29 protein-coding genes are annotated in these 23,405 nt (G+C 60.0%); 11 read left to right on the plus strand and 18 right to left on the minus strand.

All coding sequences use genetic code 11. The annotated features are described in order from the left end of the window. Positions 1 to 92 precede the first annotated feature (92 nt). Positions 93 to 1,352 (minus strand): N-acetylmuramoyl-L-alanine amidase, encoded by a 1,260-nt coding sequence (locus JZX88_RS07170; RefSeq protein ID WP_206913106.1) that lies wholly within the window; start codon positions 1,350 to 1,352, stop codon positions 93 to 95. A gap of 646 nt (positions 1,353 to 1,998) precedes the next feature. Here JZX88_RS07170 and JZX88_RS07175 point away from each other — a divergent pair. Further along, positions 1,999 to 4,914: a ribonuclease E/G gene (locus JZX88_RS07175; RefSeq protein ID WP_206913107.1), complete on the plus strand. Its 2,916-nt coding sequence runs from the start codon at positions 1,999 to 2,001 to the stop codon at positions 4,912 to 4,914. A 90-nt stretch (positions 4,915 to 5,004) separates the two neighbouring features. On the opposite strand, the gene JZX88_RS07180 is transcribed toward JZX88_RS07175, so the two are convergent. From JZX88_RS07180 to JZX88_RS07190, 3 genes are all read right to left on the minus strand, one after another. After that, complete coding sequence (locus tag JZX88_RS07180; protein ID WP_206913108.1) at positions 5,005 to 5,709, minus strand: SDR family oxidoreductase; 705 nt, start codon at positions 5,707 to 5,709, stop codon at positions 5,005 to 5,007. 140 nt (positions 5,710 to 5,849) lie between these two features. Next, positions 5,850 to 6,215: an antibiotic biosynthesis monooxygenase gene (locus JZX88_RS07185; protein WP_206913109.1), complete on the minus strand. Its 366-nt coding sequence runs from the start codon at positions 6,213 to 6,215 to the stop codon at positions 5,850 to 5,852. Beyond that, a complete protein-coding gene (locus JZX88_RS07190) occupies positions 6,212 to 6,538 on the minus strand; it encodes an NIPSNAP family protein (RefSeq protein ID WP_065115478.1) in 327 nt (108 codons plus the stop codon). The genes JZX88_RS07185 and JZX88_RS07190 overlap by 4 nt, the downstream gene beginning before the upstream one ends. Before the next feature lie 74 nt (positions 6,539 to 6,612). Between JZX88_RS07190 and JZX88_RS07195 the strand changes: the two genes are divergently transcribed. Beyond that, a complete protein-coding gene (locus JZX88_RS07195) occupies positions 6,613 to 7,296 on the plus strand; it encodes a helix-turn-helix transcriptional regulator (protein WP_206913110.1) in 684 nt (227 codons plus the stop codon). A 38-nt stretch (positions 7,297 to 7,334) separates the two neighbouring features. Here the strand turns inward: JZX88_RS07195 and JZX88_RS07200 are convergent, their stop codons facing one another. Beyond that, positions 7,335 to 8,492 carry a pyridoxal phosphate-dependent aminotransferase gene (locus tag JZX88_RS07200; protein ID WP_206913165.1) on the minus strand — a complete coding sequence of 386 codons (1,158 nt, stop codon included), beginning with the start codon at positions 8,490 to 8,492 and terminating at the stop codon, positions 7,335 to 7,337. 173 nt (positions 8,493 to 8,665) lie between these two features. On the opposite strand from JZX88_RS07200, the gene JZX88_RS07205 reads away from it, so the two are divergent. The 5 genes from JZX88_RS07205 to aat all read left to right on the plus strand — a co-directional run bounded on the left by JZX88_RS07205 (position 8,666) and on the right by aat (position 12,490). Continuing rightward, positions 8,666 to 9,433, plus strand: a complete 768-nt coding sequence (locus tag JZX88_RS07205; protein ID WP_110759847.1) for a DsbA family protein — start codon at positions 8,666 to 8,668, stop codon at positions 9,431 to 9,433. Positions 9,434 to 9,558: 125 nt separating this feature from the next. Beyond that, a complete protein-coding gene (gene aroQ, locus JZX88_RS07210; protein WP_020012378.1) occupies positions 9,559 to 9,996 on the plus strand; it encodes a type II 3-dehydroquinate dehydratase in 438 nt (145 codons plus the stop codon). Positions 9,997 to 10,021: 25 nt separating this feature from the next. Then, on the plus strand, positions 10,022 to 10,510 hold the full coding sequence (gene accB, locus JZX88_RS07215) for an acetyl-CoA carboxylase biotin carboxyl carrier protein (RefSeq protein ID WP_065115475.1): 489 nt from the start codon (positions 10,022 to 10,024) through the stop codon (positions 10,508 to 10,510). A gap of 12 nt (positions 10,511 to 10,522) precedes the next feature. Beyond that, positions 10,523 to 11,869 (plus strand): acetyl-CoA carboxylase biotin carboxylase subunit, encoded by a 1,347-nt coding sequence (gene accC / locus JZX88_RS07220; RefSeq protein ID WP_003521459.1) that lies wholly within the window; start codon positions 10,523 to 10,525, stop codon positions 11,867 to 11,869. Positions 11,870 to 11,875: 6 nt separating this feature from the next. After that, positions 11,876 to 12,490 carry a leucyl/phenylalanyl-tRNA--protein transferase gene (aat, locus tag JZX88_RS07225; RefSeq protein ID WP_142855658.1) on the plus strand — a complete coding sequence of 205 codons (615 nt, stop codon included), beginning with the start codon at positions 11,876 to 11,878 and terminating at the stop codon, positions 12,488 to 12,490. 117 nt (positions 12,491 to 12,607) lie between these two features. Here the strand turns inward: aat and JZX88_RS07230 are convergent, their stop codons facing one another. The 5 genes from JZX88_RS07230 to gatB all read right to left on the minus strand — a co-directional run bounded on the left by JZX88_RS07230 (position 12,608) and on the right by gatB (position 16,326). Then, entirely contained in the window at positions 12,608 to 13,045 is a 438-nt protein-coding gene (locus JZX88_RS07230; RefSeq protein WP_065115473.1) for a DUF2155 domain-containing protein, read from the minus strand. 130 nt (positions 13,046 to 13,175) lie between these two features. Further along, a complete protein-coding gene (locus tag JZX88_RS07235) occupies positions 13,176 to 13,574 on the minus strand; it encodes an NADH:ubiquinone oxidoreductase subunit NDUFA12 (protein WP_003521463.1) in 399 nt (132 codons plus the stop codon). 109 nt (positions 13,575 to 13,683) lie between these two features. Beyond that, positions 13,684 to 14,157, minus strand: a complete 474-nt coding sequence (locus tag JZX88_RS07240; RefSeq protein ID WP_080852184.1) for a GNAT family N-acetyltransferase — start codon at positions 14,155 to 14,157, stop codon at positions 13,684 to 13,686. After that, complete coding sequence (locus JZX88_RS07245; protein WP_206913111.1) at positions 14,154 to 14,651, minus strand: GNAT family N-acetyltransferase; 498 nt, start codon at positions 14,649 to 14,651, stop codon at positions 14,154 to 14,156. The genes JZX88_RS07240 and JZX88_RS07245 overlap by 4 nt, the downstream gene beginning before the upstream one ends. Before the next feature lie 169 nt (positions 14,652 to 14,820). Beyond that, a complete protein-coding gene (gatB, locus tag JZX88_RS07250) occupies positions 14,821 to 16,326 on the minus strand; it encodes an Asp-tRNA(Asn)/Glu-tRNA(Gln) amidotransferase subunit GatB (protein ID WP_206913112.1) in 1,506 nt (501 codons plus the stop codon). Between the two features lie 151 nt (positions 16,327 to 16,477). On the opposite strand from gatB, the gene JZX88_RS07255 reads away from it, so the two are divergent. Next, positions 16,478 to 16,798, plus strand: a complete 321-nt coding sequence (locus JZX88_RS07255) for a DUF1294 domain-containing protein (protein WP_206913113.1) — start codon at positions 16,478 to 16,480, stop codon at positions 16,796 to 16,798. Here the strand turns inward: JZX88_RS07255 and JZX88_RS07260 are convergent. After that, a complete protein-coding gene (locus tag JZX88_RS07260) occupies positions 16,780 to 17,289 on the minus strand; it encodes a GNAT family N-acetyltransferase (RefSeq protein WP_065115468.1) in 510 nt (169 codons plus the stop codon). The two genes, JZX88_RS07255 and JZX88_RS07260, sit on opposite strands and share 19 nt — an antisense overlap. A 275-nt stretch (positions 17,290 to 17,564) precedes the next feature. On the opposite strand from JZX88_RS07260, the gene JZX88_RS07265 reads away from it, so the two are divergent. Next, positions 17,565 to 17,822 carry a YjhX family toxin gene (locus JZX88_RS07265; protein WP_065116195.1) on the plus strand — a complete coding sequence of 86 codons (258 nt, stop codon included), beginning with the start codon at positions 17,565 to 17,567 and terminating at the stop codon, positions 17,820 to 17,822. Between the two features lie 72 nt (positions 17,823 to 17,894). Here JZX88_RS07265 and JZX88_RS07270 read toward each other — a convergent pair whose 3' ends face one another. The 4 genes from JZX88_RS07270 to JZX88_RS07285 all read right to left on the minus strand — a co-directional run bounded on the left by JZX88_RS07270 (position 17,895) and on the right by JZX88_RS07285 (position 21,035). Beyond that, the gene (locus JZX88_RS07270) at positions 17,895 to 18,392 is read right to left on the minus strand and encodes an N-acetyltransferase family protein (RefSeq protein WP_371741103.1); all 498 of its coding nucleotides are present in this window, start codon (positions 18,390 to 18,392) and stop codon (positions 17,895 to 17,897) included. Next, the gene (gatA, locus tag JZX88_RS07275) at positions 18,383 to 19,864 is read right to left on the minus strand and encodes an Asp-tRNA(Asn)/Glu-tRNA(Gln) amidotransferase subunit GatA (protein WP_206913117.1); all 1,482 of its coding nucleotides are present in this window, start codon (positions 19,862 to 19,864) and stop codon (positions 18,383 to 18,385) included. Before gatA ends, JZX88_RS07270 begins: the two co-directional genes overlap by 10 nt. Before the next feature lie 53 nt (positions 19,865 to 19,917). After that, positions 19,918 to 20,205, minus strand: a complete 288-nt coding sequence (gatC, locus tag JZX88_RS07280; protein ID WP_003521472.1) for an Asp-tRNA(Asn)/Glu-tRNA(Gln) amidotransferase subunit GatC — start codon at positions 20,203 to 20,205, stop codon at positions 19,918 to 19,920. A 125-nt stretch (positions 20,206 to 20,330) separates the two neighbouring features. Next, complete coding sequence (locus JZX88_RS07285; RefSeq protein WP_174029327.1) at positions 20,331 to 21,035, minus strand: metal-dependent hydrolase; 705 nt, start codon at positions 21,033 to 21,035, stop codon at positions 20,331 to 20,333. Positions 21,036 to 21,119: 84 nt separating this feature from the next. Here JZX88_RS07285 and JZX88_RS07290 point away from each other — a divergent pair, with 84 nt between their 5' ends. Both JZX88_RS07290 and ruvX read left to right on the plus strand, forming a co-directional pair. Beyond that, complete coding sequence (locus JZX88_RS07290) at positions 21,120 to 21,422, plus strand: alkylphosphonate utilization protein (RefSeq protein ID WP_065115465.1); 303 nt, start codon at positions 21,120 to 21,122, stop codon at positions 21,420 to 21,422. A gap of 14 nt (positions 21,423 to 21,436) precedes the next feature. Next, the gene (gene ruvX, locus JZX88_RS07295; RefSeq protein ID WP_110759855.1) at positions 21,437 to 21,916 is read left to right on the plus strand and encodes a Holliday junction resolvase RuvX; all 480 of its coding nucleotides are present in this window, start codon (positions 21,437 to 21,439) and stop codon (positions 21,914 to 21,916) included. Here ruvX and JZX88_RS07300 read toward each other — a convergent pair. From JZX88_RS07300 to JZX88_RS07310, 3 genes are all read right to left on the minus strand, one after another. Next, the gene (locus JZX88_RS07300; protein ID WP_110759857.1) at positions 21,868 to 22,185 is read right to left on the minus strand and encodes a DUF6105 family protein; all 318 of its coding nucleotides are present in this window, start codon (positions 22,183 to 22,185) and stop codon (positions 21,868 to 21,870) included. The genes ruvX and JZX88_RS07300 overlap by 49 nt on opposite strands. Next, a complete protein-coding gene (locus JZX88_RS07305) occupies positions 22,182 to 22,343 on the minus strand; it encodes a hypothetical protein (RefSeq protein ID WP_161490904.1) in 162 nt (53 codons plus the stop codon). The genes JZX88_RS07300 and JZX88_RS07305 overlap by 4 nt, the downstream gene beginning before the upstream one ends. A gap of 249 nt (positions 22,344 to 22,592) precedes the next feature. Continuing rightward, on the minus strand, positions 22,593 to 23,237 hold the full coding sequence (locus tag JZX88_RS07310) for a TetR/AcrR family transcriptional regulator (RefSeq protein WP_110759859.1): 645 nt from the start codon (positions 23,235 to 23,237) through the stop codon (positions 22,593 to 22,595). Positions 23,238 to 23,405 lie beyond the last annotated feature (168 nt).

Here is a 23,405-nt window from a genome sequence, read left to right on the forward strand (position 1 = left end):
TCCGCAAGACCCAAGAATTGAACAGCTTTTTGGACCTTAGCGGCACGGCGGCAACAACATCACCACAAACATCGCCGTGCCGTGCGGGGCGCTCAACCGCCGTTTGCCATGGCCTTGGCCCGGTATCGTCCCACTGCGGTTGCCAGCGTGTCGGCGACCTTCTTGCGCCATTCGGCATCGAGAAGCAGTTTTTCATCTTCCGCATTGGACAGGAAACCCAGTTCCAGCAGCACCGATGGCACGTCATGGGCGCGCAGAACCATGAAACCGGCGTAACGATGCGGATTATTGATGAGGCCGACCTGCCCTTCGAAGGAAGAGACGATGTTTTCAGCCAGCGTCACCGAAAAGGCCTGGGTTTCGCGGCGGGTGAAATCAAGCAGGATATCGGCGACTTCCGGCGGCTCGGTGGAGGCCGCCACACCGGCGATCTGGTCGGACTTGTTTTCGCGTTCCGCCAGCTCCTGCGCCTGCCGGTCCGATGCGCGGTCAGACAATGTATAAACGGTGGCGCCCCGGATGCCCTTCTGCTTCAGCGTATCGGCATGTAGCGATATAAAGAGATTGGCGTTGTTCTGGCGGGCGATGGTCACCCGTTCCGACAAGGCGAGGAAGGTATCGGAATCACGCGTCAGGAACGCTTTTATGCCGGGCTCCCTGTTCAGCCGTTCCGCGAGTTCCTTCGCGAACATCAGCGTAATGACCTTTTCTTCCGTACCCGTCGTGCCGCCGGTGGCGCCGGCGTCGATGCCGCCATGGCCGGCATCGACGGCGATGACGAATTCCGCCGGCCGCGATGTCTTGTCGTCAGGCGTGATCGCGGCTGTGGTCGCCGGGGCGGGCGCCTGCCATTGCTGGTCCTTCACCAGTTCCGCGAATTTTGCCTTGGTGGTGATTTCGGTATCAAGCACGAAACGGAAAGAGGCGCCGTCTTCACCCTGCCTCGTTTCGGCGATCGCCACCTGCACCGGTTTTTTCGCCGTCAAGACGATACGGGCGCTGTTTTGCCCCATGCCGCCGAAGCGTATATCCGAAAAGAGGCCCGTCGGCTTGAGGTCGGATGCGGGAAAGGCAAAATTGACCGCCGGGAAATCCACGACGATGCGCGCCGGCGAATCGAGGTAATGAACATCGAACTCCGGCTCCTCGGCAAAATCGAGAACGATGCGCGTTCGTGCCTCGTCGCCGATGATGCGCGCCTCCTGGGCGACAAGCGGCTCGGTGGCATGGGCTGCGGGGATGACGGAGACATGGGCCGCGACGGAAAATGCAAGGGCGCCTGCAAGCCGCGCGATTCGCGCGCCAAGCGACCCTGCCCCACCGAATATCGCTGCGCTGCGCGTGAAATTCATGGTCTTCAAGAAATTCCGTATTTCAGTCATTTTCGATAAATGGGGCGGAAAAGCACCGGTAACGGCACCGTTTCGACCACGCCGGACGTTTGTTTGCGCGTTTGCGCCCCACAATCGCAGGCGTTGGTGAACCAATTGTTAACCCGGAAATTCCACCAACAATATGGCATATTTAGCCAGCCTATTGCTATTATGACAGAGAAAACATACAACACGAATGAGGGTTAAAAGTGTTGACGGGATAGATGCCCGCCGGCTGCCAATCGAAAAAGACGCTGGCGCTGCAAATCGGGCAATCATCTGCCGTCGTTACATTTATCCTGAAACTGGATCAATTCCGGCCGTGGCCGGAGACCTACCCCGGTGGCGCTGCCACCGCCGCTCTGAGGAGAGCAAATTCATCGGACCCCAAGGGGTCTATATATTATTGTCGTTCCGCCTGGCCAATGATGTCGCAGCAGTTTTCACATGAACCGGATACCAGGAGCAGGCCAAGCGCCTCGCCGTCGGTCCGGATGCTGCCAGTTTACAGACGCCCGGCAGGAGACTTCATTTCCGGCACATCCTTGCACTCATATGAAAGGCCCGTCCCTATGGCGGGCCTGTTCTCGTATAAAACAAGGCTGCGCCGAGGAGCACAGCTTACATGGCAGACAAAATGCTTATCGACGCCTCCCACGAAGAGGAGACACGCGTAGTCGTTGTCCGTGGGAACCGGATCGAAGAATTCGATTTTGAATCGGAGCACAAAAAGCAGATCCGCGGCAACATCTACCTTGCCAAGGTCACGCGCGTTGAGCCTTCCCTTCAGGCGGCCTTCGTCGATTACGGTGGAAACCGCCACGGCTTTCTCGCTTTTGCGGAAATCCATCCCGACTATTACCAGATCCCGCTTGCCGACCGTCAGGCCCTGCTGAAAGCCGAAGCCGAGGATCACCGTCGCAGCGACGATTTCGAATCGGCTGATGCGCCAGAACCCGGCGCGCCGGCCATCGACCTCTCGCAGGTGGAGCAGCCCGATATCGGCATCGTTGCCGCAAGCGAAGCCACGGACCTCGTGGTGACGGAAGAGGCCGCCCCTGCCGCCGAGGAGGTTTCCGAGGAGGCTGCGGTTGCAGCCGTCGAGACGGTTGCGGAAGAAGCGCCCGCCGAGGAAGAAAAGCCGAAGAAGCGCACCCGCCGCCCCCGCGCCAAGAAGAAGACGGCCGAAGAGGAAGCCGCAGCAGCCGAGGCCGCTGAAGCTTCTTCCGAAGAAGACGGCAGCACCGGCGGCGAAATGGCCGCCATGGTCGATACCGACACGATTTCCGAGGAAGTCGAAGGCCTTCGCCGTGGCAACGACGATGATGACGACGACGATGATGACGATCATCACGAAAAGGAAGTCATTGAATCCGTTGGCGCCGAAGACGCCATGGAAGAGGTTCCCGATCGCGTCGCCCGCAAGCCGCGCAAGCAATATCGCATTCAGGAAGTCATCAAGCGCCGCCAGATCCTTCTGGTACAGGTCGCCAAGGAAGAGCGTGGCAACAAGGGTGCCGCACTTACCACCTATCTGTCGCTTGCCGGCCGTTATTCCGTGCTGATGCCGAATACGGCGCGCGGCGGCGGCATTTCCCGCAAGATCACCCAGCCGGCCGACCGCAAGCGCCTGAAGGAAATCGCGCGCGACCTGGAAGTGCCGCAGGGCATGGGCGTCATCCTGCGCACCGCCGGCGCCAACCGCACCCGCGTCGAAATCAAGCGCGACTTCGAATATCTGATGCGCCTGTGGGAAAACGTCCGCACGCTGACGCTGAATTCCACGGCTCCCTGCCTCGTTTACGAGGAAGGCTCGCTGATCAAGCGTTCGATCCGCGATCTCTATAACAAGGATATCGGCGAGATCATCGTTTCCGGCGAAGAAGGCTATCGTGAAGCGAAAGACTTCATGAAGATGCTGATGCCGAGCCACGCCAAGGTGGTTCAGCCTTACCGCGACATTCACCCGATCTTTTCGCGCTCCGGTATCGAAGCCCAGCTCGACCGGATGCTGCAGCCGCAGGTGACGCTGAAATCCGGCGGTTACCTCATCATCAACCAGACGGAAGCGCTGGTTTCGATCGACGTCAACTCCGGCCGCTCGACGCGCGAGCATTCCATCGAGGAAACCGCGCTGACGACGAACCTTGAGGCTGCGGAAGAAGTGGCGCGCCAGCTGCGCCTGCGCGACCTTGCCGGTCTTGTCGTGATCGACTTCATCGACATGGAAGAAAAGCGCAACAACCGCGCTGTCGAGAAGAAGCTCAAGGATTGCCTGAAGAACGACCGCGCCCGCATCCAGGTCGGCCGCATCTCGCATTTCGGCCTTCTGGAAATGTCGCGCCAGCGCATCCGCGCTTCGGTGCTGGAATCGACCACCCAGGTCTGCCAACATTGCGGCGGCACGGGCCATGTGCGCTCGGAATCCTCCATCGCGCTGCATGTTCTGCGCGGCATCGAGGAATATCTGCTGCGCAACACCACCCACAATATCACGGTGCGCACCACGCCGGAAACGGCGCTCTACCTCCTCAACCACAAGCGCGGCACGATCGTCGATTATGAAGGCCGCTTTGGCGTGTCGATCATCATCGCCGCCGATTCCGGCGTCGGCGCCCAGCACTTCGCCATCGATCGTGGCGAAGCGGTCGAAAATCCGGTGAAGATCGAAAGCCTCATCCAGATGCTGCCGAACTTCGCAGAAGAGGAAGACGATATCGTCATCGAGGCCGAAGAGGACGAGGAAGAGGAAGAAATCGTCAAGGCACAGGCCTCCGAGCCGCGCCAGCAGCAGGGCGAGAACGGCGAAGAAGGCAAGCGCAAGCGCAAGCGCCGTCGCCGCCGCCGCGGCAAGGGCGGACAGAACGACCAGAACGGTGCGCTTGACGCACAGGCCGGCGATGACGCTGACGATGCCGAAGGTGACGACGACAGCGCCGAAGCCGATGGTGATGCCGACGAAAACGGCGTGAACGAAGCCGCAAACTCCGACGAAGACGGCAAGCGCAAGCGCCGTCGCCGCGGCAAGCGTGGCGGCCGCCGCAACCGTGACGAAGCTCTCGACGCTGCCGAAACCGAGGCTGGCGACGAAGGCGAGACGGAAGGCGAAGAGGTTTCCGTCGCAACACCCGTAGCGGAAGAACCTGCCGCCGCCGAAGTGGTGGAAGATGTGGTTGCCGACGTCGTCGCGGAAGAAGCGCCGAAAAAGCCGCGCCGTACCCGCAAGGCGAAAGCCAAGACCGAAGCCGAAGAAACACCGAAGGCTGAAACCGTCGAAACGGTTGAGCCGGTGATCATCGAGCCGGCCGTCGTTGAAGCAACCGTTGTCGATGTCGCCATCGAAGAGGTTGGTGAAGCCTCGGCTGATCTGGCGCCTGAAACAGAGGCACCGGCAACGGAAGAAAAGACCCGCGCGAACCGGGGCAGCAATGTCTCCAGTTCGGAACCGGTCGTCACCTCTTCCGGTTCGTCCGCAAACCCCGACGGCGACGAGCCGAAGCCGCGCAAGGGCGGCTGGTGGCAGCGCAAAGGCTTCTTCTGATAGAAGAGACTGAAACAAAAAGCCCGCAACCATGTTGCGGGCTTTTTTGTCTGAAATCTCGCTTCGTCTTGCGGGTCGATATTCCGCCCCTCAGACGGACCGCGTCAGTCCGCCATCGACGCGGATGTTCTGGCCGGTAATGTAACCCGCACCTTCCGAAGCAAGAAATGCCACGGTGGCGGCAATCTCCTCGCTTTTCCCGTAACGCTGCATCGGCACGCTCTCCCGACGTTCCTCCGTCGCCGGCAGGCTGTCGATCCAGCCTGGCAGCACATTGTTCATGCGCACATTGTCGACCGCATAGGTATCGGCGAAAATCTTGGTGTAGGAGGCAAGGCCGGCGCGAAACACGGCCGATGTCGGGAACATGCTGCTCGGCTCGAAAGCCCAGGCGGTGGAGATGTTGACGATGGCGCCCGCCTTCTGTTTCACCATGACGGGGGCGACGATGCGTGTCGGGCGGATGACGTTCATGAGGTAAACATCGAGGCCCGTGTGCCATTGCTCGTCGGTAATATCGAGAATGGAGGCGCGCGGGCCATGGCCGGCACTGTTGACGAGCACGTCGATGCGCCCGAATTTTTCGAGCGTCAGATCCGTGAGCCGCAGGAGATCGTCATTGGACTGGTTGGAGCCGGTGACGCCGATGCCGCCCAGCTCCTGCGCCAGCGCCTCCCCCTTGCCGGAAGAAGACAGGATCGCGAGTTTGTAGCCATCCGCGGCCAGACGTTTCGCCACGGCAGCCCCCATTCCGCTGCCGCCTGCCGTTACAATCGCTACTTTTTCTGCCGACATCGCTTTTCTCCATTTCCAATCCTGCGGACCGCCGTATGGCGACCCCTCATCCGTAAACTGTCTCATCTATAACGGGTTTCAAAGGCGAGTTCGAACCAGAAAGCCTTGCAGCGGCATGCAGAAAAATTGATGCTGAAATGTCAGCCTGACCCACGCCCCTCCGCGGCATGGGTTTTCCGGCTGTCGGCTGGCGCTTCCTCCCGTTCCTCCAGGCCATAGTCGCGGATCACCTGCGCAATACGTAGCCGATAATCGGAAAAAACACCGGACCGGCCCAGCGACTGCGCGGCGCGATGCGGCAGGGTGTTGCGCCATGCTCTCACCGCCTCTTCATCCCGGAAGAATGACAGAGAGAGCATCTTGTCTGGGTTGCTGATGCTCTGAAACCTTTCGACGGACAGGAAACCATCGATGGTTTCAAGTTCGGCCCGCAGGCCGGCCGCGATATCGAGATAATGCTGTTTCTCGCGCTCGGCCGGCCAGACCTCGAAGATAACGGCGATCATTGCCCGCCTCCGGCGTGCGGCGCGGAGGCGAGACGCAGGAACAATCGGTCCTCGCGGCGGATGAACTGCTCGCGGCGGGCGAATTCATAGTTTTCGCGCCCGGCCGGATCGGCAGCGAGCCTTGCCCTGTAGGCTTCGTAAGCCGCAAGGCTCTCGATATTGTAGACGCCATAGGCAATGGTGCTCGATCCCTCCTTCGGCGCGTAATAACCGATCAGATCGGCGCCGCAGCGCGGGATCGCCTCACCCCATGTGCGGGCATATCGTTCGAAGGCATCGACCTTGAAAGGGTCGATCTCATAGCGAATGAAACAGGTCAGCATCGTTGGTCTCCTCGTGTTCTGCCTCCCTCTTCTACGCCATTGCCTTGCATCAATGCTTCGGTTATCATCGAAGCATGAAAGACGGACCCCTGATCGCCAATGTCGCCGCGCTGATCGGCGACCCTGCCCGCGCCAACATATTGACGGCGCTGATGGATGGACGTGCGCTGACCGCAAGCGAGCTTGCGGAGGCCGCCGGTGTGACGTTGCAGACCGCCAGTGGGCACCTGTCCAAACTCTCGGACGCACAACTCCTGAGAGCGGAGAAACAGGGGCGCCACCGTTATTTCCGTCTTTCCGACGAGGATGTGGCGCAGGTTCTGGAAGCCTTGATGGGCCTTGCCCAGCGCACGGGCGCGGTCCGCGTCCGCACGGGACCGAAGGACAAGGCGCTGCGCGAAGCGCGCATCTGCTACGACCATCTGGCCGGGGAAAGCGGCGTGGCGCTGCTTGCCGCCATCACCGCAAAGGGGCTCGTGACGTTAGGGGATGATCCTGCCCTGACGGAGAGCGGACGCGACTTCTTCTCGAACTTCGGCATAGACCTTTCGCCGCTTGAAAAGGCCCGTCGCCCGGTCTGCCTGCATTGCCTGGACTGGAGCGAACGCCGCCATCACCTCGGCGGCGGGCTTGGCGCATCGCTTCTCGAAGCCATGCAGCAGCGCGACTGGCTGCGGCGCGGAAACGGCCGTGTGCTGACCTTCACGACAAAGGGCGAAAAGGCGTTCAACAGCACCTTCGGCTGCACGCCCGCCTGATTTCCCTTACCTGATTTCCCTGAGCGGATGATCCCGGCTTATTTCAGCCAGCCCGCAATACGCCCCACCGCCTCGGCAATGTCGGACACCGATCCCGCATAGGAAATGCGCAGCGCCCGGTGGCCTTCCTCGGGATCGAAATCCATGCCCGGTGTCGCCGCCACGTCGATTTCCGCCAGCATGCGCCTGGCAAAGTCCATGCTGTCGTTGGAAAAGCGGCTGGTATCGACATAGGCGTAAAAAGCCCCATCCATGGGGGATGCCAGCGGCAGGCCGATTTCGGGCAGACGCGCCATCAGGAAATCGCGGTTGGTGCGATAGCTCTCCCTGTAGACATCCAGCTCCTCCGCCGCCGAAAAGGCCGCGGTTGCCGCAAGTTGCGACAGTTCGGGTGCCGAAATATAAAGGCTCTGGGCCAGACACTCGACCGGACGGACCAGATTTTCGGGCAGTACCATCCAGCCGATGCGCCAGCCGGTCATGCAATAATATTTGGAGAAGGAGTTGATGATCACGGCATTGTCGGTGATTTCGAGCGCGCTCGTCTCTTCGCCGACAAAGGTGAGGCCGTGATAGATCTCGTCGGAAATGAAGGCCATGTCGCGGCTTTCGCAATAGCTCGCCAGCCGCTTCAGCGCCTCGCGGCCGGTGACGGTGCCGGTCGGATTGGCGGGGCTTGCCAAAAGCACGCCCTTCAGCTTGCAGCCAGCTTTCGTTTCCGCCCGCTCCAGACTTGCCGGCGTCAGCGTGTAGCCGGTTTCGGCCGTGACCGGCACTTCCACGACATTGAGGCCGAGAGCCTTCAGAATATTGCGATAGGCCGGGTAGCCGGGCCTTGCGATGGCGACATGATCGCCGGCATCGAAAAGGCTCAAGAAGGCGAGATTGAAGGCCGCAGATGAGCCCGTGGTCACGGCGATGCGGGCCGGATCGATGGAGACCTGGTGGCGCAGTCGATAATGACCGGCGATCGCCTCACGCAGCTCACGCAGGCCCAGCGCGTCGGTGTAACCGATCCGCCCGTGCTTCAGCGCAGCCTCAGCCGCCTCCAGCGAGGCTTTCGGCGCGGGATGGGAGGGCTGGCCGACCGCCATGGAAATGACAGGGCGGCCCGCCTGCCTGCGCCGATTCGCTTCCGCCAAAATATCCATGGCGTGAAAGGGTTCGACTGCGCTCCGCTTCGACATCGTAATCAAGGGCATGCTCTTTCCTGAACCGTATTTCAGAGACTTGCCGCAGAATCACAATCTTCACAATCATGCGACCATAATGCGGACAAGTATTTTTGCCGTATGGCATTTGGCTTAAAGTAAGGTAATTGCCTTCATAAGATTTCAAGAGGCTCCGGCCGCACAGAATGAGGACCGATATGGCGCATTTTCTCCGTTCCACCCTTCTCGCCAGCGTAACGGCCCTTTCGACGGTATTCGCCACCCTGCCCGCCCATGCGCTCGACGAGCAGCAGAAGAAGGAAATGGGCGAATTCATCAAGCAATATCTGATCGAGAACCCGGAAATCATGCTCGAGGTTCAGGATGCGCTTGAACGCAAGCAATATGCGGCGCGCAACGCCAAGGCGGCGGAAGCCGTCGCCGACAACAAGAAGGCCATTTTCGAATCGAAATTCGACTTGGCGCTTGGCAATCCGGATGGCGACGTCACGCTGGTCGAGTTCTTCGACTACAATTGCGGTTATTGCAAACGCGCCATGGGCGACATGGACAATATCCTGAAGAGCGATAAGAAGGTACGGGTCGTCCTCAAGGAATTCCCCATCCTCGGACCGGAATCGGTCGCCGCGCACCGCGTTTCCAACGCCGTGAAGCTGCTTGCGCCGGCCAAGTACCCCGAATTCCAGCGCACCCTGCTCGGCGGCCGTGGACGGGCGAATGAGGACAGCGCCATGGAAGTCGCCACCTCGCTTGGTTTGAAGGAAGCCGACATCCGCAAATCGATGGCTGAAAATCCCAATGACGAGCAGGTGCAGGAAACCTACAAGCTGGCAACCAGCCTCGGCATCACCGGCACACCCTCCTATATCGTCGGCGACGAGGCGGTTTTCGGTGCGGTCGGCGCGGACCCGCTGAAGGAAAAAATCGCCAATATGCGCAGCTGCGGAAAAGCCACCTGCTCCTGATTGCCTAAAAAGCCCCCACATTCCCTGTGAGATGCCGGCAAAGCCGGCGCTTTACGGCTTGCGGGGGCTTTTCCTTGACCGCTGCGCAGTCTATAGCTGTCGCTGATTTTCTTATGGAAACGTGAATGAGCAACATCATCATCGTCATCAACGGCCCCAATCTCAACATGCTGGGAAAAAGGGAACCGGGTATCTATGGTGGCAAGACGCTGAAGGACATCGAGAATGATTGTCTTCAAGCTGGTGCCGATCTCGGTTTCGCAGTGGAATTCCGCCAGTCCAACCACGAAGGCGTGCTCGTGGACTGGTTGCATGAGGCGGGAGAGAGGGCGGCAGGCGTCGTCATCAATCCCGGTGCTTACAGCCATACCTCTATCGCGTTGCACGACGCTATCCGTGCGATTTCCACGCCTGTCGTGGAAGTGCACATTTCCAACATCCACGCCCGCGAAGAGTTCCGTCACAAATCGATGGTATCACCGGCGGCGAAGGGCATGGTCTGCGGTTTCGGGCCATACGGATATATCATGGCGCTTCACGCGCTGAAAAACATCACGGCATAAAAAGAAACAAAGAATAGGGTTTGTCATGTCTGAAAAGAAACAGGGTATCGACAAGGAACTGATCCGCGAACTCGCGAATATCCTCAACGATACCGACCTTTCGGAAATCGAAGTGGAGCAGGACGACCTGCGTATCCGCGTTTCCCGCGCCGCGCCCGCCGCCACGGTCTATGCCGCGGCTCCCGCAGCTTATGCGCCTGCACCGGCAGCAGCTCCTGTCGCTGCGCCGGCAATCGCAGCGCCGGCAGCACCTGCGGCCGCCGGCCCGGCCCGCAACCCGGCCAACACCGTGTCCTCGCCGATGGTCGGTACGGTTTACCTGTCTCCGGCTCCGGGCGCCCGCCCCTTCATCGAAGTCGGTGCGACCGTCAAGGAAGGCCAGACGCTTCTCATCGTCGAGGCCATGAAGACCATGAACCAGATTCCGGCGCCGAAGTCGGGCAAGGTGGTGGAAATCATCGTCAACGACGCACAGCCCGTGGAGTATGGCGAAGCCCTCGTGGTCATCGAATAAAGGCGGTTCAGCATGGTTTCGAAGATCCTCATAGCCAACCGCGGCGAGATTGCGCTACGCGTCCTGCGCGCCGCCAAGGAGCTTGGCATTCCAACCGTCGCCGTACATTCCACGGCGGATGCGGATGCGATGCATGTGCGCCTTGCTGACGAAAGCGTGTGCATCGGCCCGCCGCCCTCGCGTGACAGCTACCTCAACATCCACCAGATCGTTGCGGCCTGCGAAATCACCGGTGCGGATGCCGTTCACCCCGGTTACGGCTTCCTGTCGGAAAATGCCAAGTTCGCCGATATTCTCGACGCGCACGGCATCACCTTCATCGGACCGACCGCCGAACATATCCGCATCATGGGCGACAAGATCACCGCCAAGCAGACGGCACAGGAACTCGGCATTCCCGTGGTTCCGGGCTCCGATGGTGAAGTGAAGCCTGAAAACGCCCTTGAAATCGCCCGGACGATCGGTTTCCCGGTCCTTATCAAGGCGACGGCGGGTGGCGGTGGCCGCGGCATGAAGGTGGCGAAGACCGAAGCCGATCTGGAAGAGGCCGTTGCGACGGCCCGTTCCGAAGCGGCGGCAGCCTTCGGCAACGACGCCGTCTACATGGAAAAATACCTCGGCAAACCGCGCCATATCGAAGTGCAGGTTTTCGGCGATGGCGAAGGCAATGCCGTTCACCTTGGAGAGCGCGATTGCTCGTTGCAGCGCCGTCACCAGAAGGTGCTGGAAGAAGCCAATTCGCCGGCACTGACCGTCGAACAGCGCATGAAGATCGGCGAGATTTGCGCCAGCGCCATGCGCAAGCTGAAATATCGCGGCGCCGGCACCATCGAGTTCCTTTATGAAAACGGCGAGTTCTATTTCATTGAAATGAACACCCGTCTGCAGGTGGAGCATCCGGTCACGGAAGCGATTACCGGCATGGATCTCGTGCAGGAACAGATCCGGGTCGCTTCAGGTCAGGGCCTGTCGGTCACGCAGGATGATATCGAGTTCCATGGCCATGCCATCGAATGCCGAATCAATGCCGAGGACCCACGCACCTTCGTGCCCTCGCCCGGCACGCTGACCTATTTCCACACGCCGGGCGGTCTTGGCGTGCGCGTCGATTCGGGCGCCTATCAGGGCTACAAGATCCCGCCCTATTACGACAGCATGATCGGCAAGCTGATCGTTCACGGCCGCGACCGTGACGAGTGCATCCGCCGCCTGCGTCGGGCGCTGGACGAGTTCGTCGTCGACGGCATCAAGACCACGCTGCCGCTTTTCCAGGACCTTCTCCAGAACGAGGATATTCTGAACGGCGATTACGATATTCACTGGCTGGAAAAATATCTGGCCGGTGACGCGTCTCACTAAGACGATATGGTTGGGCGGCGCAGCAGAAATAACGGCATAACGGTCGATATCCTGCTGCGCGCCTATTCCGCCGGCCTGTTCCCCATGGCCGATTCGGCAGACGATCCGGAGCTCTTCTGGGTCGAGCCGGAAATTCGGGGGATCATCCCGCTTGACGATTTTCACGTTTCTAGAAGCCTCGCCAAGGCGATGCGCAGGAAGCCATTCGACATACGCTTCAACACCGCCTTCGAAGCTGTGATGGCCGGATGTGCGGCGGAGGCACCGGACCGGCCGAGCACCTGGATCAACGCCACCATTCGCAGGCTTTATACCGAACTGCACCAAATCGGCCATGCCCACAGCGTCGAGGCATGGGAAGGCAAGGAACTTGTCGGCGGGCTCTACGGTGTCTCGCTGGGTGCCGCCTTCTTTGGCGAAAGCATGTTTTCCCGCCGCACCAATGCGTCCAAGATTTGCCTCGTGCATCTGGTGGAAAGGCTGAAGGCGCAGGGTTTCGTGCTGCTCGACACCCAATTCACCACCGAGCATCTGAAAACATTCGGCGCCATAGACGTGCCGAAGCAGGACTATGCAAAAATGCTCGACCTCGCCGTCAATCGGCCAAGCCTGCAATTCTGAGAATTCACGTCAGAGTACGTCCGATCCAAACGCAATCGTCAGACGTGCACCATCCTTTTGTTTTCCGCATTTTCCGGACGTAAAACCGCTACGCACCTTTACTGGAAACGCTCCAGCTCAATTGCTTGCCGTAGAGGGAGCAGGAACATCCGAGTCCTGCTTGCAGCCCGTCAGCCACACGTCGTAGATCGGGTGCTCCACGGCGTTGAGGCCGGGGCTATCGGCGAACATCCAGCCTGTGAAAATCCGCTTGATCTTGCGGTCGAGCGTGATTTCATCGACCTCGACAAAAGCGTCGATCTTCTGGGTTTCCGTCTGGTCGCGGGAATAGCAGACCTTCGGTGTCACCTGCAGCGCGCCGAACTGCACCGTCTCATCGATATAAACATCGAAGGAGGTGATGCGGCCAGTGATCTTGTCGATGCCGGAAAACACCGCAACACGGTTTTCCAGACGGGCGGCGGAGACGGGTGACACGAGGAGGACAGCAGAGACCGCCGCAAACAGCGACACTGTCAGCGCACGCAAAGAACGATCCCGCGTGAATTTCCTCATACGATGTGTCTCCAAAGTTTGCCTGTGTCGCGACGCCGACCGGATCAACGCCTAAGGGCGGAATGTGGCAAAAACCGGTGAGGCCGGATGCAAGCGCGGTGTTTTGCACAACACCGCGCATCACAAGAGCTTAGTTGCCGGGGGTCCAGGCGTCGTAATCGCCTGTCACGCGCGGGCGCTCGCCGGCCACGGCCAGCGACCCCTGAGGACGATAGGCCTTGGACGAACCGGTGAGGTTCGGCTGGTGCGGTTTCTGCCAGTCGCGCGCCACATAGCTTTCCTGGCTCGGCGGCACGTCGGTGCGGTAGTGCATCCAGCCATGCCAGCCGGGCGGAATGGCCGACGCTTCAGCGTAACCGTTGTAGATTACCCAGCGGCGCGGCATGCCCCAGGAGGTGGTGCCGCCTTCATAATAGGTGTTGCCCAGCTCGTCCTGTCCTACCTTCTTGCCGAAGCGCCAGGTGTGAAACCGCGTTCCGATCGTCTGGCCGTTCCACCAGGTGAAGATTTGCGTCAGGAGAGTCTTCATTATGCGTTCCTCGGGCTTGAATGCGCCGCAGCGATTTTCCGTGCACGGCACAAGACATGCTTATGCCGCCCCTCACGGCAATTGTCCAGCATTTCGAGCTATATCCGTGCTATTTCAGCTTCATCCTGAAGCCCAGATGCCGCTTCTCGAAACCCAGTCGCTCATAGAAGCGGTGCGCATCCAGCCGGGCCATGTTGGAGGTGAGCTGCGCGGCATTCAGACCCTGACGGCGGGCTTCTTCGAGGCAATGATTGATCATCACCGCGCCGATGCCACGACCGCGCATGTCGGCGCGGGTCTGCACCGCCTCGATCACCATCGACTTTGCCCCCCGTCCGACGAGCTTGGTCAGGATGGCGGTCTGGAAGGTGCCGACCACTTCGCCATCCAGTTCGGCCACATAAAGCGTTTCGCTCGGCGATGCCTCAATTGCCCGGAAGGCCGCGAGATAGTCCGGCTGCGCCGATTCCTCCGCGGTATCGCCGTGACCGCCAATCTCGTCAGCGGCAAAAATGGCCGCGAGAGCCGGAAGATCGTCTTCACGCGCCGTGCGGATTATCAGCTTCTGCAATGTCGCATTCATCGGGTCAGGCTCTTTTCCATAACGATGCCGGGCAGACCCTCGATGCCCGCCATGCGCTCGATTCGGTCCACCTCGACAAATCCGACGCCTTCATAAAAGGCGATTGCGACAGTATTTTTAGGCTCGACTTCAAGACGCATGATTTCCGCATCCGGAAAGCAGGTTTCGAGTTCGGCGAAGAGATCACGCCCGACACCCTGACGCTGAAATTCCGGGGCCACATAAAGCTGGTGCAGCAGGGCCGTCTTCGCCATCTTGGCGGACATCGAACCATAGGCCATGCCGCCGATGTGCTTGCCGTCATCAGCCACCAGAAACTCGCCGCCCTTTTTCTCAACGCGGTCTTTCATGGCCTGCGGCGAATGCCATGCCGCAATCAACTCATTCACCTTGTCGACGCCGTAGATCGCGTCATAGGTGGCGTGCCATGTCGTGGCGAGCAAGGCCCTGACCGGCTCGATGTCACGCAGACTGGCTGTGCGGATGAAAAACATGTCTGGACTCCGTCTAAAAACAGAAATGCCGGGTATTGATCCCGGCAAAACGATATCAGCCCCCCGCACTCGCCGTCATCCTCGGGCTTGTCCCGAGGATCTAAACACGTTTGACGTAGTGGGTCGTTAGATCCTCGGGTCAAGCCCGAGGATGACGGAGGAGAGGTGTTTACTCTTCTTCGATACCGAGCTTGGCCTTCACCAGCGCCTGCACCGCCTGCGGGTTGGCCTTGCCGCCCGTCGCCTTCATGACCTGACCGACGAACCAGCCGGCAAGCGTAGGCTTCGCCTTGACCTTCTCGACCTGATCGGGGTTTGCGGCAATGATCTCGTCCACGGCCTTTTCGATGGCGCCGGTGTCCGTCACCTGCTTCATGCCGCGAGCCTCGACGATCTCGGCCGGATTACCGCCCTCGTTCCAGACGATCTCGAACAGGTCCTTGGCGATCTTGCCGGAAATGGTTTCCGCCTTGATGAGATCGATAATTCCGCCGAGCTGTTCCGGGGAAACCGGCGTCGTCTCGATATCCTTGCCGGATTTGTTGAGCGCGCCGAGCAGATCATTGATGACCCAGTTGGCGGCGGCCTTCGCATCGCGGCCGGCGGCAACGGCTTCGTAATAGTCGGCAATCGCCTTTTCCGACACGAGGATCGAGGCGTCATAGACCGACAGGCCAAGATCGGCGACGAAACGGGCCTTCTTGTCGTCAGGCAGTTCCGGCAGATCGACCTTCAGCGCTTCCACGAAAGCATCGTCGAATTCGAGCGGCAGCAAATCCGGATCGGGGAAATAACGATAGTCATGCGCGTCTTCCTTGGAGCGCATGGAGCGCGTCTCACCCTTGCCGGGATCGAACAGGCGGGTTTCCTGATCGATGGTCCCGCCATCTTCCAGAATGGCGATCTGGCGGCGCGCTTCATATTCGATGGCCTGACCGACGAAGCGGATCGAGTTGACGTTCTTGATCTCGCAGCGCGTGCCGAAACCTTCGCCCGGACGGCGCACGGAAACGTTCACGTCGGCGCGCATCGAGCCTTCGTCCATGTTGCCGTCGCAGGTGCCGAGATAACGCACGATGGAGCGCAGCTTGGTGAGATAGGCCTTGGCCTCATCCGACGAGCGCATGTCCGGCTTGGAGACGATTTCCATCAGCGCCACGCCCGAACGGTTCAGGTCCACGAAGGACATGGTCGGATGCTGGTCGTGCATGGACTTGCCGGCGTCCTGCTCCAGATGCAGGCGCTCGATGCCGATCTCGATATCCTCGAAATTGCCCTGGCGGTCGGGACCAAGCGAAATGGTGATGGTGCCCTCGCCGACGATCGGGTCCTTGAACTGCGAAATCTGGTAGCCCTGCGGCAGGTCCGGATAGAAATAGTTCTTGCGGTCGAAGATCGAACGGTTGTTGATCTTCGCCTTCAGGCCGAGACCGGTGCGCACCGCCTGCTTGACGCATTCCTCGTTGATGACGGGGAGCATGCCGGGCATGGCGGCGTCCACCAGCGACACGTTGGCGTTCGGCGCATTGCCGAAGGTGGTGGATGCGCCGGAAAACAGCTTGGAATTGGAGAGAACCTGCGCATGGACCTCCATGCCGATCACGATTTCCCAATCGCCGGTGGCGCCGGGAATGAAGCGTTTCGGATCAGGGGTGCGCACGTCTACAAGGGTCATCTGAAGCTCACGATATACGGGTTCTTTGGCCTTGGTGGGTAGAACAAATGGCGCGCTGGCGCAAGACATGTTGCGCCCTGTGACACGACGCACCGGGTTTTCAGCCACGCCGGACACGGGTTTTTTACGCTTCTCGATTTCAATTCACGTCATGACGACGATTGCTCTCTGTTTCCTGATCTATATCGCCTTCAATCTTTTCGTCTTTCTCGTCTATTGGTGGGACAAGCAGGCGGCGAGGAATGGCGGCTGGCGTATTCGTGAAAGCACCCTGTTGTGGCTGGCCTTCCTGGGTGGCAGCGTGGGAGCAATCTCGGCGCAGCATCTTCTCAGGCACAAAACGCGCAAGGAACCATTCCGCAGCATCCTGCTATCCATCGTGATCGTGCAGGCAGGCCTTGTCGCATCCCTAGCGATCATGCCGGACTGGCCGATGCGGTTGATGTCTCTCGCTCAGAATTCCGTGCCGTAAAGGCCGCTATCGGCTTCGACCAGTTGCTTCTGCAGGCCGACCGACTGGACGTCGCGGTCGAGCTTCGGCGCGTAGGAAACCGAGAGCCAGCGGACATTGTAGTCGTGGTGCCGGAAAAACGCGACGGCCGGTTCGTTCTGCGCATGGGTTTCAAGCCGGATGGCGTCAAAACCCTTGTCCCGTATCAGCCGTTCCATATCCGCAAGCAGCAGGGTGCCGACACGCCGGCGCTGAAAATCCGGATCGACCCAGAAATCGGAAATCCGGTCGTCGAAATGTTCCCGCGCCGCCCATCCCGCAACCGTGCCGCCCAGTTCCGCCACGCGGATGGCAAGCCATGAGGAACGCGTGAAATTGGAAAAGGCGCTGGCTGCGTTGTCGTAAAGCGTCGTGGTTATGCCGAGCGCAATCGTGGCCTGTCGCCATGCCCTGAGGCCGATGGCCGCCAGAACCTCCGCTTCCTGCTCATGCGCATTGCGAATGACGATCAAGCCGCGCCCTCCATGGCCACGGAAATTAGAACACCGGCGGCGCGATTCGGCCAGTGTGGTTTTACCGGGCGCGCAGCAGACTTGACCGTGACGGTCTTGCCCGCTAACCAGAACCGGCAAGAACGGAGTTTTTATGTTCGCTCAATCGGAGTCCCGGTAAAGGCCCTGCCCGCAAGTTTATTGCGCGCCGGGCCATGCTGAAACCGAGCCGGCTGCCTTAGCGGCACCCGGATTTGCTTTCACGCGTCCATATGACGCCGACCGGACTTCCAAAAATGGACATTTCCCGCGCCGAACAGCGCATTCTACATCTGCTCGCCCAGGGCGGCAGAATTGAACTCGTTCGAGACGACGCCCGCAAAATCGAAAAACTCGCGCTTTATACGCGCGACGGCTGGATTTTCAGCGGTCTCGATCTCCTCACCTTCCGCAAGCTGAAACGGAAAAGAGCCATCGCCTCTTCCGGCGGCAAACCCTACCGCATCACCATGCGCGGTCTGGAACTCGTGCGGGGTGAGCTGGACAATCGATAACAAAAGGGGCGGCGGCCCACTCGCCGCCGCCCGTCACGATACAAACCGCCGAATGCGGTGTAGTCAACCGGACTATGGCGTGAGCCTGCGCTCCAGCTTCACCTTTTCAAGCTCGACCTTCATGATGTCGGACCATTCCATGCCGCGCCAGACGATCTGAAAACCGCAACGCTCGTAAAGACCGATGGCGGCCTGGTTTCCGGCGTGGGTGTCGATGGTGGCAAACGGCAGGCCTTGCGCGCGCATCCTGTCGAGAAAATGAAGGATCAGGGCTTTGCCGATCCCCTTGCCCTGCCAGTTCGGGTCCACCCAGAGATCGGAAATATGATGAGGCGCGGCATCGCAAGCGCCCCAGCCAACGACAACACCATCGATTTCGGCAACGGCGATATCACCGGTCGGAGACTTGGCAAAACTCTCGAATTCGCCCCTCACCCGCTCGATGACGGCAGGATCGAGATAGCTTTCATCGAAGGCTTCACCGGAACGCCATGCCGCAAAACCGACAAAGCCGACCGCGTCGCGGTCGGCTTCGTTCATTGGTCTGAGCTTGAGGCTGCTCACCACCACTTGGCGGGAGTGAACTTGCCCGCTGCCTGCTCGATGGCGTGCGCCGTCTTGAACAGCGTTTCTTCCTCGAAAGGCTTGCCGATGAGCTGCAGGCCGAGCGGCAGGCCCTTGCCGTCAAGACCGGCCGGCACCGAAAGGCCCGGAAGACCGGCCATGTTGACGGTGATGGTGAAGACGTCCTGCAGGTACATCTTCACCGGATCGGAGGCGAGTTCCTCGTCACCCACAGCGAAGGCGGAAGACGGCGTGATCGGGGCCAGAATGGCGTCGACGCCCTCATGGAAGACGTTTTCGAAGTCGCGCTTGATAAGGGTGCGGACCTTCTGCGCCTTCAGGTAATAGGCGTCGTAATAACCTGCCGAAAGCACATAGGTGCCGACCATGATACGGCGCTGCACTTCCTTGCCGAAACCGGCGGCGCGGCTCTTTTCGTACATGTCGGCAATGTCCTTGCCGTCGACGCGCAGGCCGTAGCGGACGCCGTCATAACGGGCAAGGTTGGACGAAGCCTCCGCCGGCGCGACGATGTAATAGGCGGGCAGCGCGTATTTGGTGTGCGGCAGCGAAATATCGACCACCTCGGCACCGGCATCGCGCAGCCATTCGACGCCCTTGGCCCAGAGCTTTTCGATCTCTTCCGGCATACCGTCGACGCGATACTCCTTCGGAATACCGATCTTCAGGCCCTTGAGCGACTGGCCGATGGCCTTTTCATAATCCGGCACCGGCAGGTCGACGGAGGTCGTATCCTTGGCGTCGACGCTTGCCATGGTCTTCAGCAGGATCGCGGCATCACGCACGTCACGGGCAATCGGGCCTGCCTGGTCGAGCGAAGAGGCATAAGCGACGATGCCGAAGCGCGAGCAGCGGCCATAGGTGGGCTTGATGCCGACGGTGCCGGTGAAGGCCGCCGGCTGGCGGATGGAGCCGCCGGTATCGGTTGCGGTGGCGCCGGCGCACAGATGTGCGGCGACGGCTGCGGCCGAACCGCCCGAAGAGCCGCCGGGCACCAGCTTCCGGTCAGAACCATTGGCGCGCCACGGATTGATCGCCGGGCCATACCAGGAGCTTTCATTGGACGAGCCCATGGCGAATTCGTCCATGTTGAGCTTGCCGAGCATGACGGCGCCCTGATCCCAGAGGTTCTGGGTGACGGTGGATTCATATTTCGGCTTGAAGCCATCGAGAACATGCGAACACGCCTGCGTGTGCACCTCACGGGTGGCGAACAGGTCCTTCACGCCAAGCGGAACGCCTTCCAGTTCGCCAGCCTTGCCGGCGGCGATGCGTTCGTCGGAGGCTTTTGCCATGTCGCGCGCCTTTTCAGGCGTCGTCGCCACATAGGCGTTCAGCGCGCCGTTGGCCGCATCGATGGCGGAGAGATAGGCGTCGGTCAGCTCGACGGCGGAAAATTCTTTGGCCTTCAGCTTTTCGCGGGCTTCGGCAATGGTCAGGCTCGTCAGGTCGGTCATGGTCGGCAACGGCTTTCGAAATCTTGGAAAAAACGGGCGGCAGAGGCGGTCGCTTATTCGACCACTTTCGGGACCATGAAGAAGTCCCGGTCGGTCGCAGGCGCATTGGCGACAATGTCTTCCGCCTTGTTGCCGTCGGTCACCACGTCGGCGCGTTTTTTCATGTCCACCGGGGTCACCGATGTCATCGGCTCGACGCCGTCGACATTCACTTCCGAAAGCTGCTCCACGAAACCGAGTATGCCGTTCAGCTGGCCGAGCATATTCTGTGCTTCTTCTTCGCTGACAGCGATACGGGCAAGGCGCGCAACGCGCTTTACGGTGGCGAGATCGACGGACATGGTTCTACTCCGGTCAGAATTTTCCTACCCGCTATAATGACCATGTCCGTCCTTCGCAACGGTAGAAAGCATGTCGCGTCAAACTGTATGGCGGTTTTGCAGTCGCGACATGCACAGGCGAAATATCAGAAGGACAGCGTATCGCCTGCCTTCGGCGTGTGAACACGCGTCTGCGCCCCTTCCATGCCGGCCACGAATTTCTCCGGTGTCTGGTCGATGATCGGGAAGGAACCGTAGTGGCAGGGGAGCACATGCTCGAACTTGAAGAAGCGCTGGCAGGCAAGCGCCGCCACCGCGCCACCCATGGTGAAGCGGTCGCCGATCGGCACGAGGCCGATATCCGGCTGGTGCAATTCATTGATGAGCTTCATGTCGGAGAAGATATCGGTATCGCCCATGTGATAGACGGCCGGACCGTCCTCGAAATGCAGCATCAGGCCATTGGCATTGCCAAGCGAATGGGAGACGCCATCCTCGGTGATCTGGGCGGAGGAATGCAGCGCATTGGTGAAGGTGACGGAAAAGCCGTCGAAATGCACCGTGCCACCGGTATTGCCCATATCGACCTTAGAAACACCCTTTGCGGAAAGCCATGCGGCAAGATCGGCGTTCGCCAGCACGGTGGCGCCCGTCTCGCGGGCTAGCTGAATGGTATCGCCGACATGGTCGCCATGGCCGTGGGTCAGGAGAATATGGGTAATGCCCTCGGCCGCCGATTTCCCGTCCTGACCGGCAAAACCGGGGTTGCCGGTGAAGAACGGATCGATAAGGATCTTCGCGCTGCCGTTTTCAAGGCGGAAGGCGGAATGGCCGAGCCAGGTGATTTTCATGGGAAGTTCTCCTTTGTATTGCCGGTATATTATGACATAGGACGGCCTGAACAACCGCACTACCAATATTTAAGAGAGGCGACCATGGCCGCAAATGATGACGAGTACGTATATGACGAGGCGACCGGCGAATGGCGACCGGCTTCCGAACTAGCTGCAGAAGCGGCGCGTGCGAATGAGGTGCGCGACGCCGCCGGCAACGTGCTGGCGGATGGCGATCAGGTGACGCTGATCAAGGATTTGAAGGTCAAGGGCACCAATACGGTCATCAAGCAGGGCACCGTCATCAAGTCGATCCGCCTGACCGACAATCCGGAAGAGATCGATTGCAGACATGATGCGGTGAAGGGTCTGGTGCTGCGCACCGAATTCGTCCGCAAGCGATAAGGACAGCACGCGACATGGCAATACTCACCATCGAGGAACTGGCGGAAACCCTTCAGCCCGCACAGGCGATTGCCGGCCTCGACCTTGGCACAAAGACCATCGGGCTTGCCATGTCGGACCTGTCGCGGCGTTTCGCAACGCCGCGTCCCGTCATCAAACGGGTGAAATTCACGCAGGATGCGGAAGTGCTGCTGGCCTTCGCCGAAAAGGAAAAGGTTTGCGCCTTCATCATCGGACTGCCGATGAACATGGATGGATCAGCCGGGCCACGCGTACAGGCAACACGCGCCTTCGTGCGCACCATGGGCGAAAAAACCGCCCTGCCCTTCATTTTCTGGGATGAGCGGCTTTCCACGGTCGCCGCAGAGCGCGCGCTGCTGGAAATGGATGTTTCGCGCGCCAAGCGGGCCGAACGCATCGATTCGGCTGCCGCGAGCTTTATTCTTCAGGGGGCGCTGGACAGGCTTTCCGCACTCGCCCGCGCGGCCGACTGACGGCCCCGCCACCAGGCGGCAATCTGCTTTCTCCTGCGGAAGGCGACAATCGCAAAGACAATCAGGCTATCGACCGCGATGGCGCGCGCCACCAGCGGCGGCAGGCTTTCCGGCGGCAGGCCGAGAATATTGCCGTAAATTTCGAACACCAGATCATGCGTCTGGCGCGTCAGCATGTAAAAGCCGAAGCTCATGTCGTAATAGGACAGCCAGTACCAGCTGCCCAGCAGTGCGACGGGGCCGGCCCACAGGATCAGAAACCACTTCATGCCGCCTGCCCCCGCGCAAAAAACGTATCGGGAAGGCCGGCAAGCACCGCCCAGCGCACCGCTGCCATCAGGCAGAGGTTCAGCGCCGGCGCGTCGATATCCAACGGCAGCAACACAAAAAACGTCATCATGACGCCCAAGGCTGTCCAGCGGCTCACTTGCGGCTCCCTTATGCGCAGTCATTGCGCATGGTTAACATTTCGTTAACCCACACTGGACCCGCAGCCGTGGCGACGCAAATGAAAGCTGCCATTATGGTTAACGGCGGGCGGGTGACATGTGGAAAACAATGTGGAGGCGTGAACGGGCAGACCTGCCGGGTGGTTGCCGGGCCAGTGAAAACATGGCTGATTTTTCTTTAATACGGCGCTCGCGCGGGATTGCGATCTCCCCACCCGGCAGCGGTTTCAGCCGTAAACGCCGCGTACCAGCCTTTTGACGGCAGTGGTGATCTTCTCCCAGTCCCGCTCGGATTTCAGCGGCACGCCAGCAAACTGGCCGCTGGTGGCAGCGGAAATGACGAGGTGCTGGATGGCCGCGAACAGCACGGCGTTGACGGCGGCGGTGTCCACACCCTTGGGAGCCGCGAGCGAACCACGCATGCGCTCCAGCCACTTGCCCAGCGACTTGGCGCGGGCCTCGGCCAGCTGGCGCACCTGCGGTGAACCATCAGACACTTCCCAGGCGATGATCTTGCAGACGAGAGGATCGCTGCGCAGCGCATCCATGAAATAAAGCGCCAGCTTTTCCATGAGATCGCCGTAGGTCAGGAGAAACATGCCGCCGGTATCTTCCGGAATGCGATCCTTCACCCACGAGCCGAGGTCCTCGCCGATCGCCTCGATCAGACCGTCAAGGCCGCCGAAATAACGATAGATCAGCTGCTTGTCGCAGCCGGCGCGGCGGGCAACGGCATTGATGCCAAAGCCCTGAAATCCCTCTTCGGCAAGCAGCGACCGCGCCGCGTTAAAAATCGCCTTTTCGGTCTGAGCGCGATCCTTGATGCGCTTTTCCGGTCTGTCGGCTGAAATCGCCTCTGCGGTCGCCAGCATGATTCCCTACCCGTTTTCTGAAAGGCCTGACCACAGGGGTTAACAAAGCATGAGGGGAAGAACAACGTGGCGGAGCGGATGGACGGAAGGTTTTTGTGGATGAGCCGGCCGCCAGACCAAAATCGACGGCTTTAAATTTTCTGTATTTTCTGTATTATTCAGGAAATA

Origin of the sequence: Agrobacterium sp. OT33, from assembly GCF_017313365.1 — a bacterium.
GTDB lineage: Bacteria > Pseudomonadota > Alphaproteobacteria > Rhizobiales > Rhizobiaceae > Agrobacterium > Agrobacterium rhizogenes_A.

Coding starts and splice junctions, on each gene's coding strand:
- accB (WP_065115475.1), top strand. CDS start 10,022: ATGTCTGAAAAGAAACAGGGTATCGACAAGGAACTGATCCGCGAACTC.
- ruvX (WP_110759855.1), top strand. CDS start 21,437: ATGGCAATACTCACCATCGAGGAACTGGCGGAAACCCTTCAGCCCGCA.
- JZX88_RS07190 (WP_065115478.1), bottom strand. CDS start 6,538: ATGCTGACCTGTTTCATTCGCTATGAGATCGACCCTTTCAAGGTCGAT.
- JZX88_RS07310 (WP_110759859.1), bottom strand. CDS start 23,237: ATGCTGGCGACCGCAGAGGCGATTTCAGCCGACAGACCGGAAAAGCGC.
- aat (WP_142855658.1), top strand. CDS start 11,876: ATGGTTGGGCGGCGCAGCAGAAATAACGGCATAACGGTCGATATCCTG.
- JZX88_RS07290 (WP_065115465.1), top strand. CDS start 21,120: ATGGCCGCAAATGATGACGAGTACGTATATGACGAGGCGACCGGCGAA.
- JZX88_RS07265 (WP_065116195.1), top strand. CDS start 17,565: ATGGACATTTCCCGCGCCGAACAGCGCATTCTACATCTGCTCGCCCAG.
- JZX88_RS07235 (WP_003521463.1), bottom strand. CDS start 13,574: ATGAAGACTCTCCTGACGCAAATCTTCACCTGGTGGAACGGCCAGACG.
- JZX88_RS07180 (WP_206913108.1), bottom strand. CDS start 5,709: ATGTCGGCAGAAAAAGTAGCGATTGTAACGGCAGGCGGCAGCGGAATG.
- gatB (WP_206913112.1), bottom strand. CDS start 16,326: ATGACCCTTGTAGACGTGCGCACCCCTGATCCGAAACGCTTCATTCCC.
- aroQ (WP_020012378.1), top strand. CDS start 9,559: ATGAGCAACATCATCATCGTCATCAACGGCCCCAATCTCAACATGCTG.
- JZX88_RS07300 (WP_110759857.1), bottom strand. CDS start 22,185: ATGAAGTGGTTTCTGATCCTGTGGGCCGGCCCCGTCGCACTGCTGGGC.
- JZX88_RS07245 (WP_206913111.1), bottom strand. CDS start 14,651: ATGTTTTTCATCCGCACAGCCAGTCTGCGTGACATCGAGCCGGTCAGG.
- JZX88_RS07230 (WP_065115473.1), bottom strand. CDS start 13,045: ATGAGGAAATTCACGCGGGATCGTTCTTTGCGTGCGCTGACAGTGTCG.
- JZX88_RS07255 (WP_206913113.1), top strand. CDS start 16,478: ATGACGACGATTGCTCTCTGTTTCCTGATCTATATCGCCTTCAATCTT.
- JZX88_RS07195 (WP_206913110.1), top strand. CDS start 6,613: ATGAAAGACGGACCCCTGATCGCCAATGTCGCCGCGCTGATCGGCGAC.
- JZX88_RS07185 (WP_206913109.1), bottom strand. CDS start 6,215: ATGATCGCCGTTATCTTCGAGGTCTGGCCGGCCGAGCGCGAGAAACAG.
- JZX88_RS07205 (WP_110759847.1), top strand. CDS start 8,666: ATGGCGCATTTTCTCCGTTCCACCCTTCTCGCCAGCGTAACGGCCCTT.
- gatC (WP_003521472.1), bottom strand. CDS start 20,205: ATGTCCGTCGATCTCGCCACCGTAAAGCGCGTTGCGCGCCTTGCCCGT.
- accC (WP_003521459.1), top strand. CDS start 10,523: ATGGTTTCGAAGATCCTCATAGCCAACCGCGGCGAGATTGCGCTACGC.
- JZX88_RS07175 (WP_206913107.1), top strand. CDS start 1,999: ATGGCAGACAAAATGCTTATCGACGCCTCCCACGAAGAGGAGACACGC.
- JZX88_RS07285 (WP_174029327.1), bottom strand. CDS start 21,035: ATGAAAATCACCTGGCTCGGCCATTCCGCCTTCCGCCTTGAAAACGGC.
- JZX88_RS07170 (WP_206913106.1), bottom strand. CDS start 1,352: ATGAATTTCACGCGCAGCGCAGCGATATTCGGTGGGGCAGGGTCGCTT.
- gatA (WP_206913117.1), bottom strand. CDS start 19,864: ATGACCGACCTGACGAGCCTGACCATTGCCGAAGCCCGCGAAAAGCTG.
- JZX88_RS07240 (WP_080852184.1), bottom strand. CDS start 14,157: ATGAATGCGACATTGCAGAAGCTGATAATCCGCACGGCGCGTGAAGAC.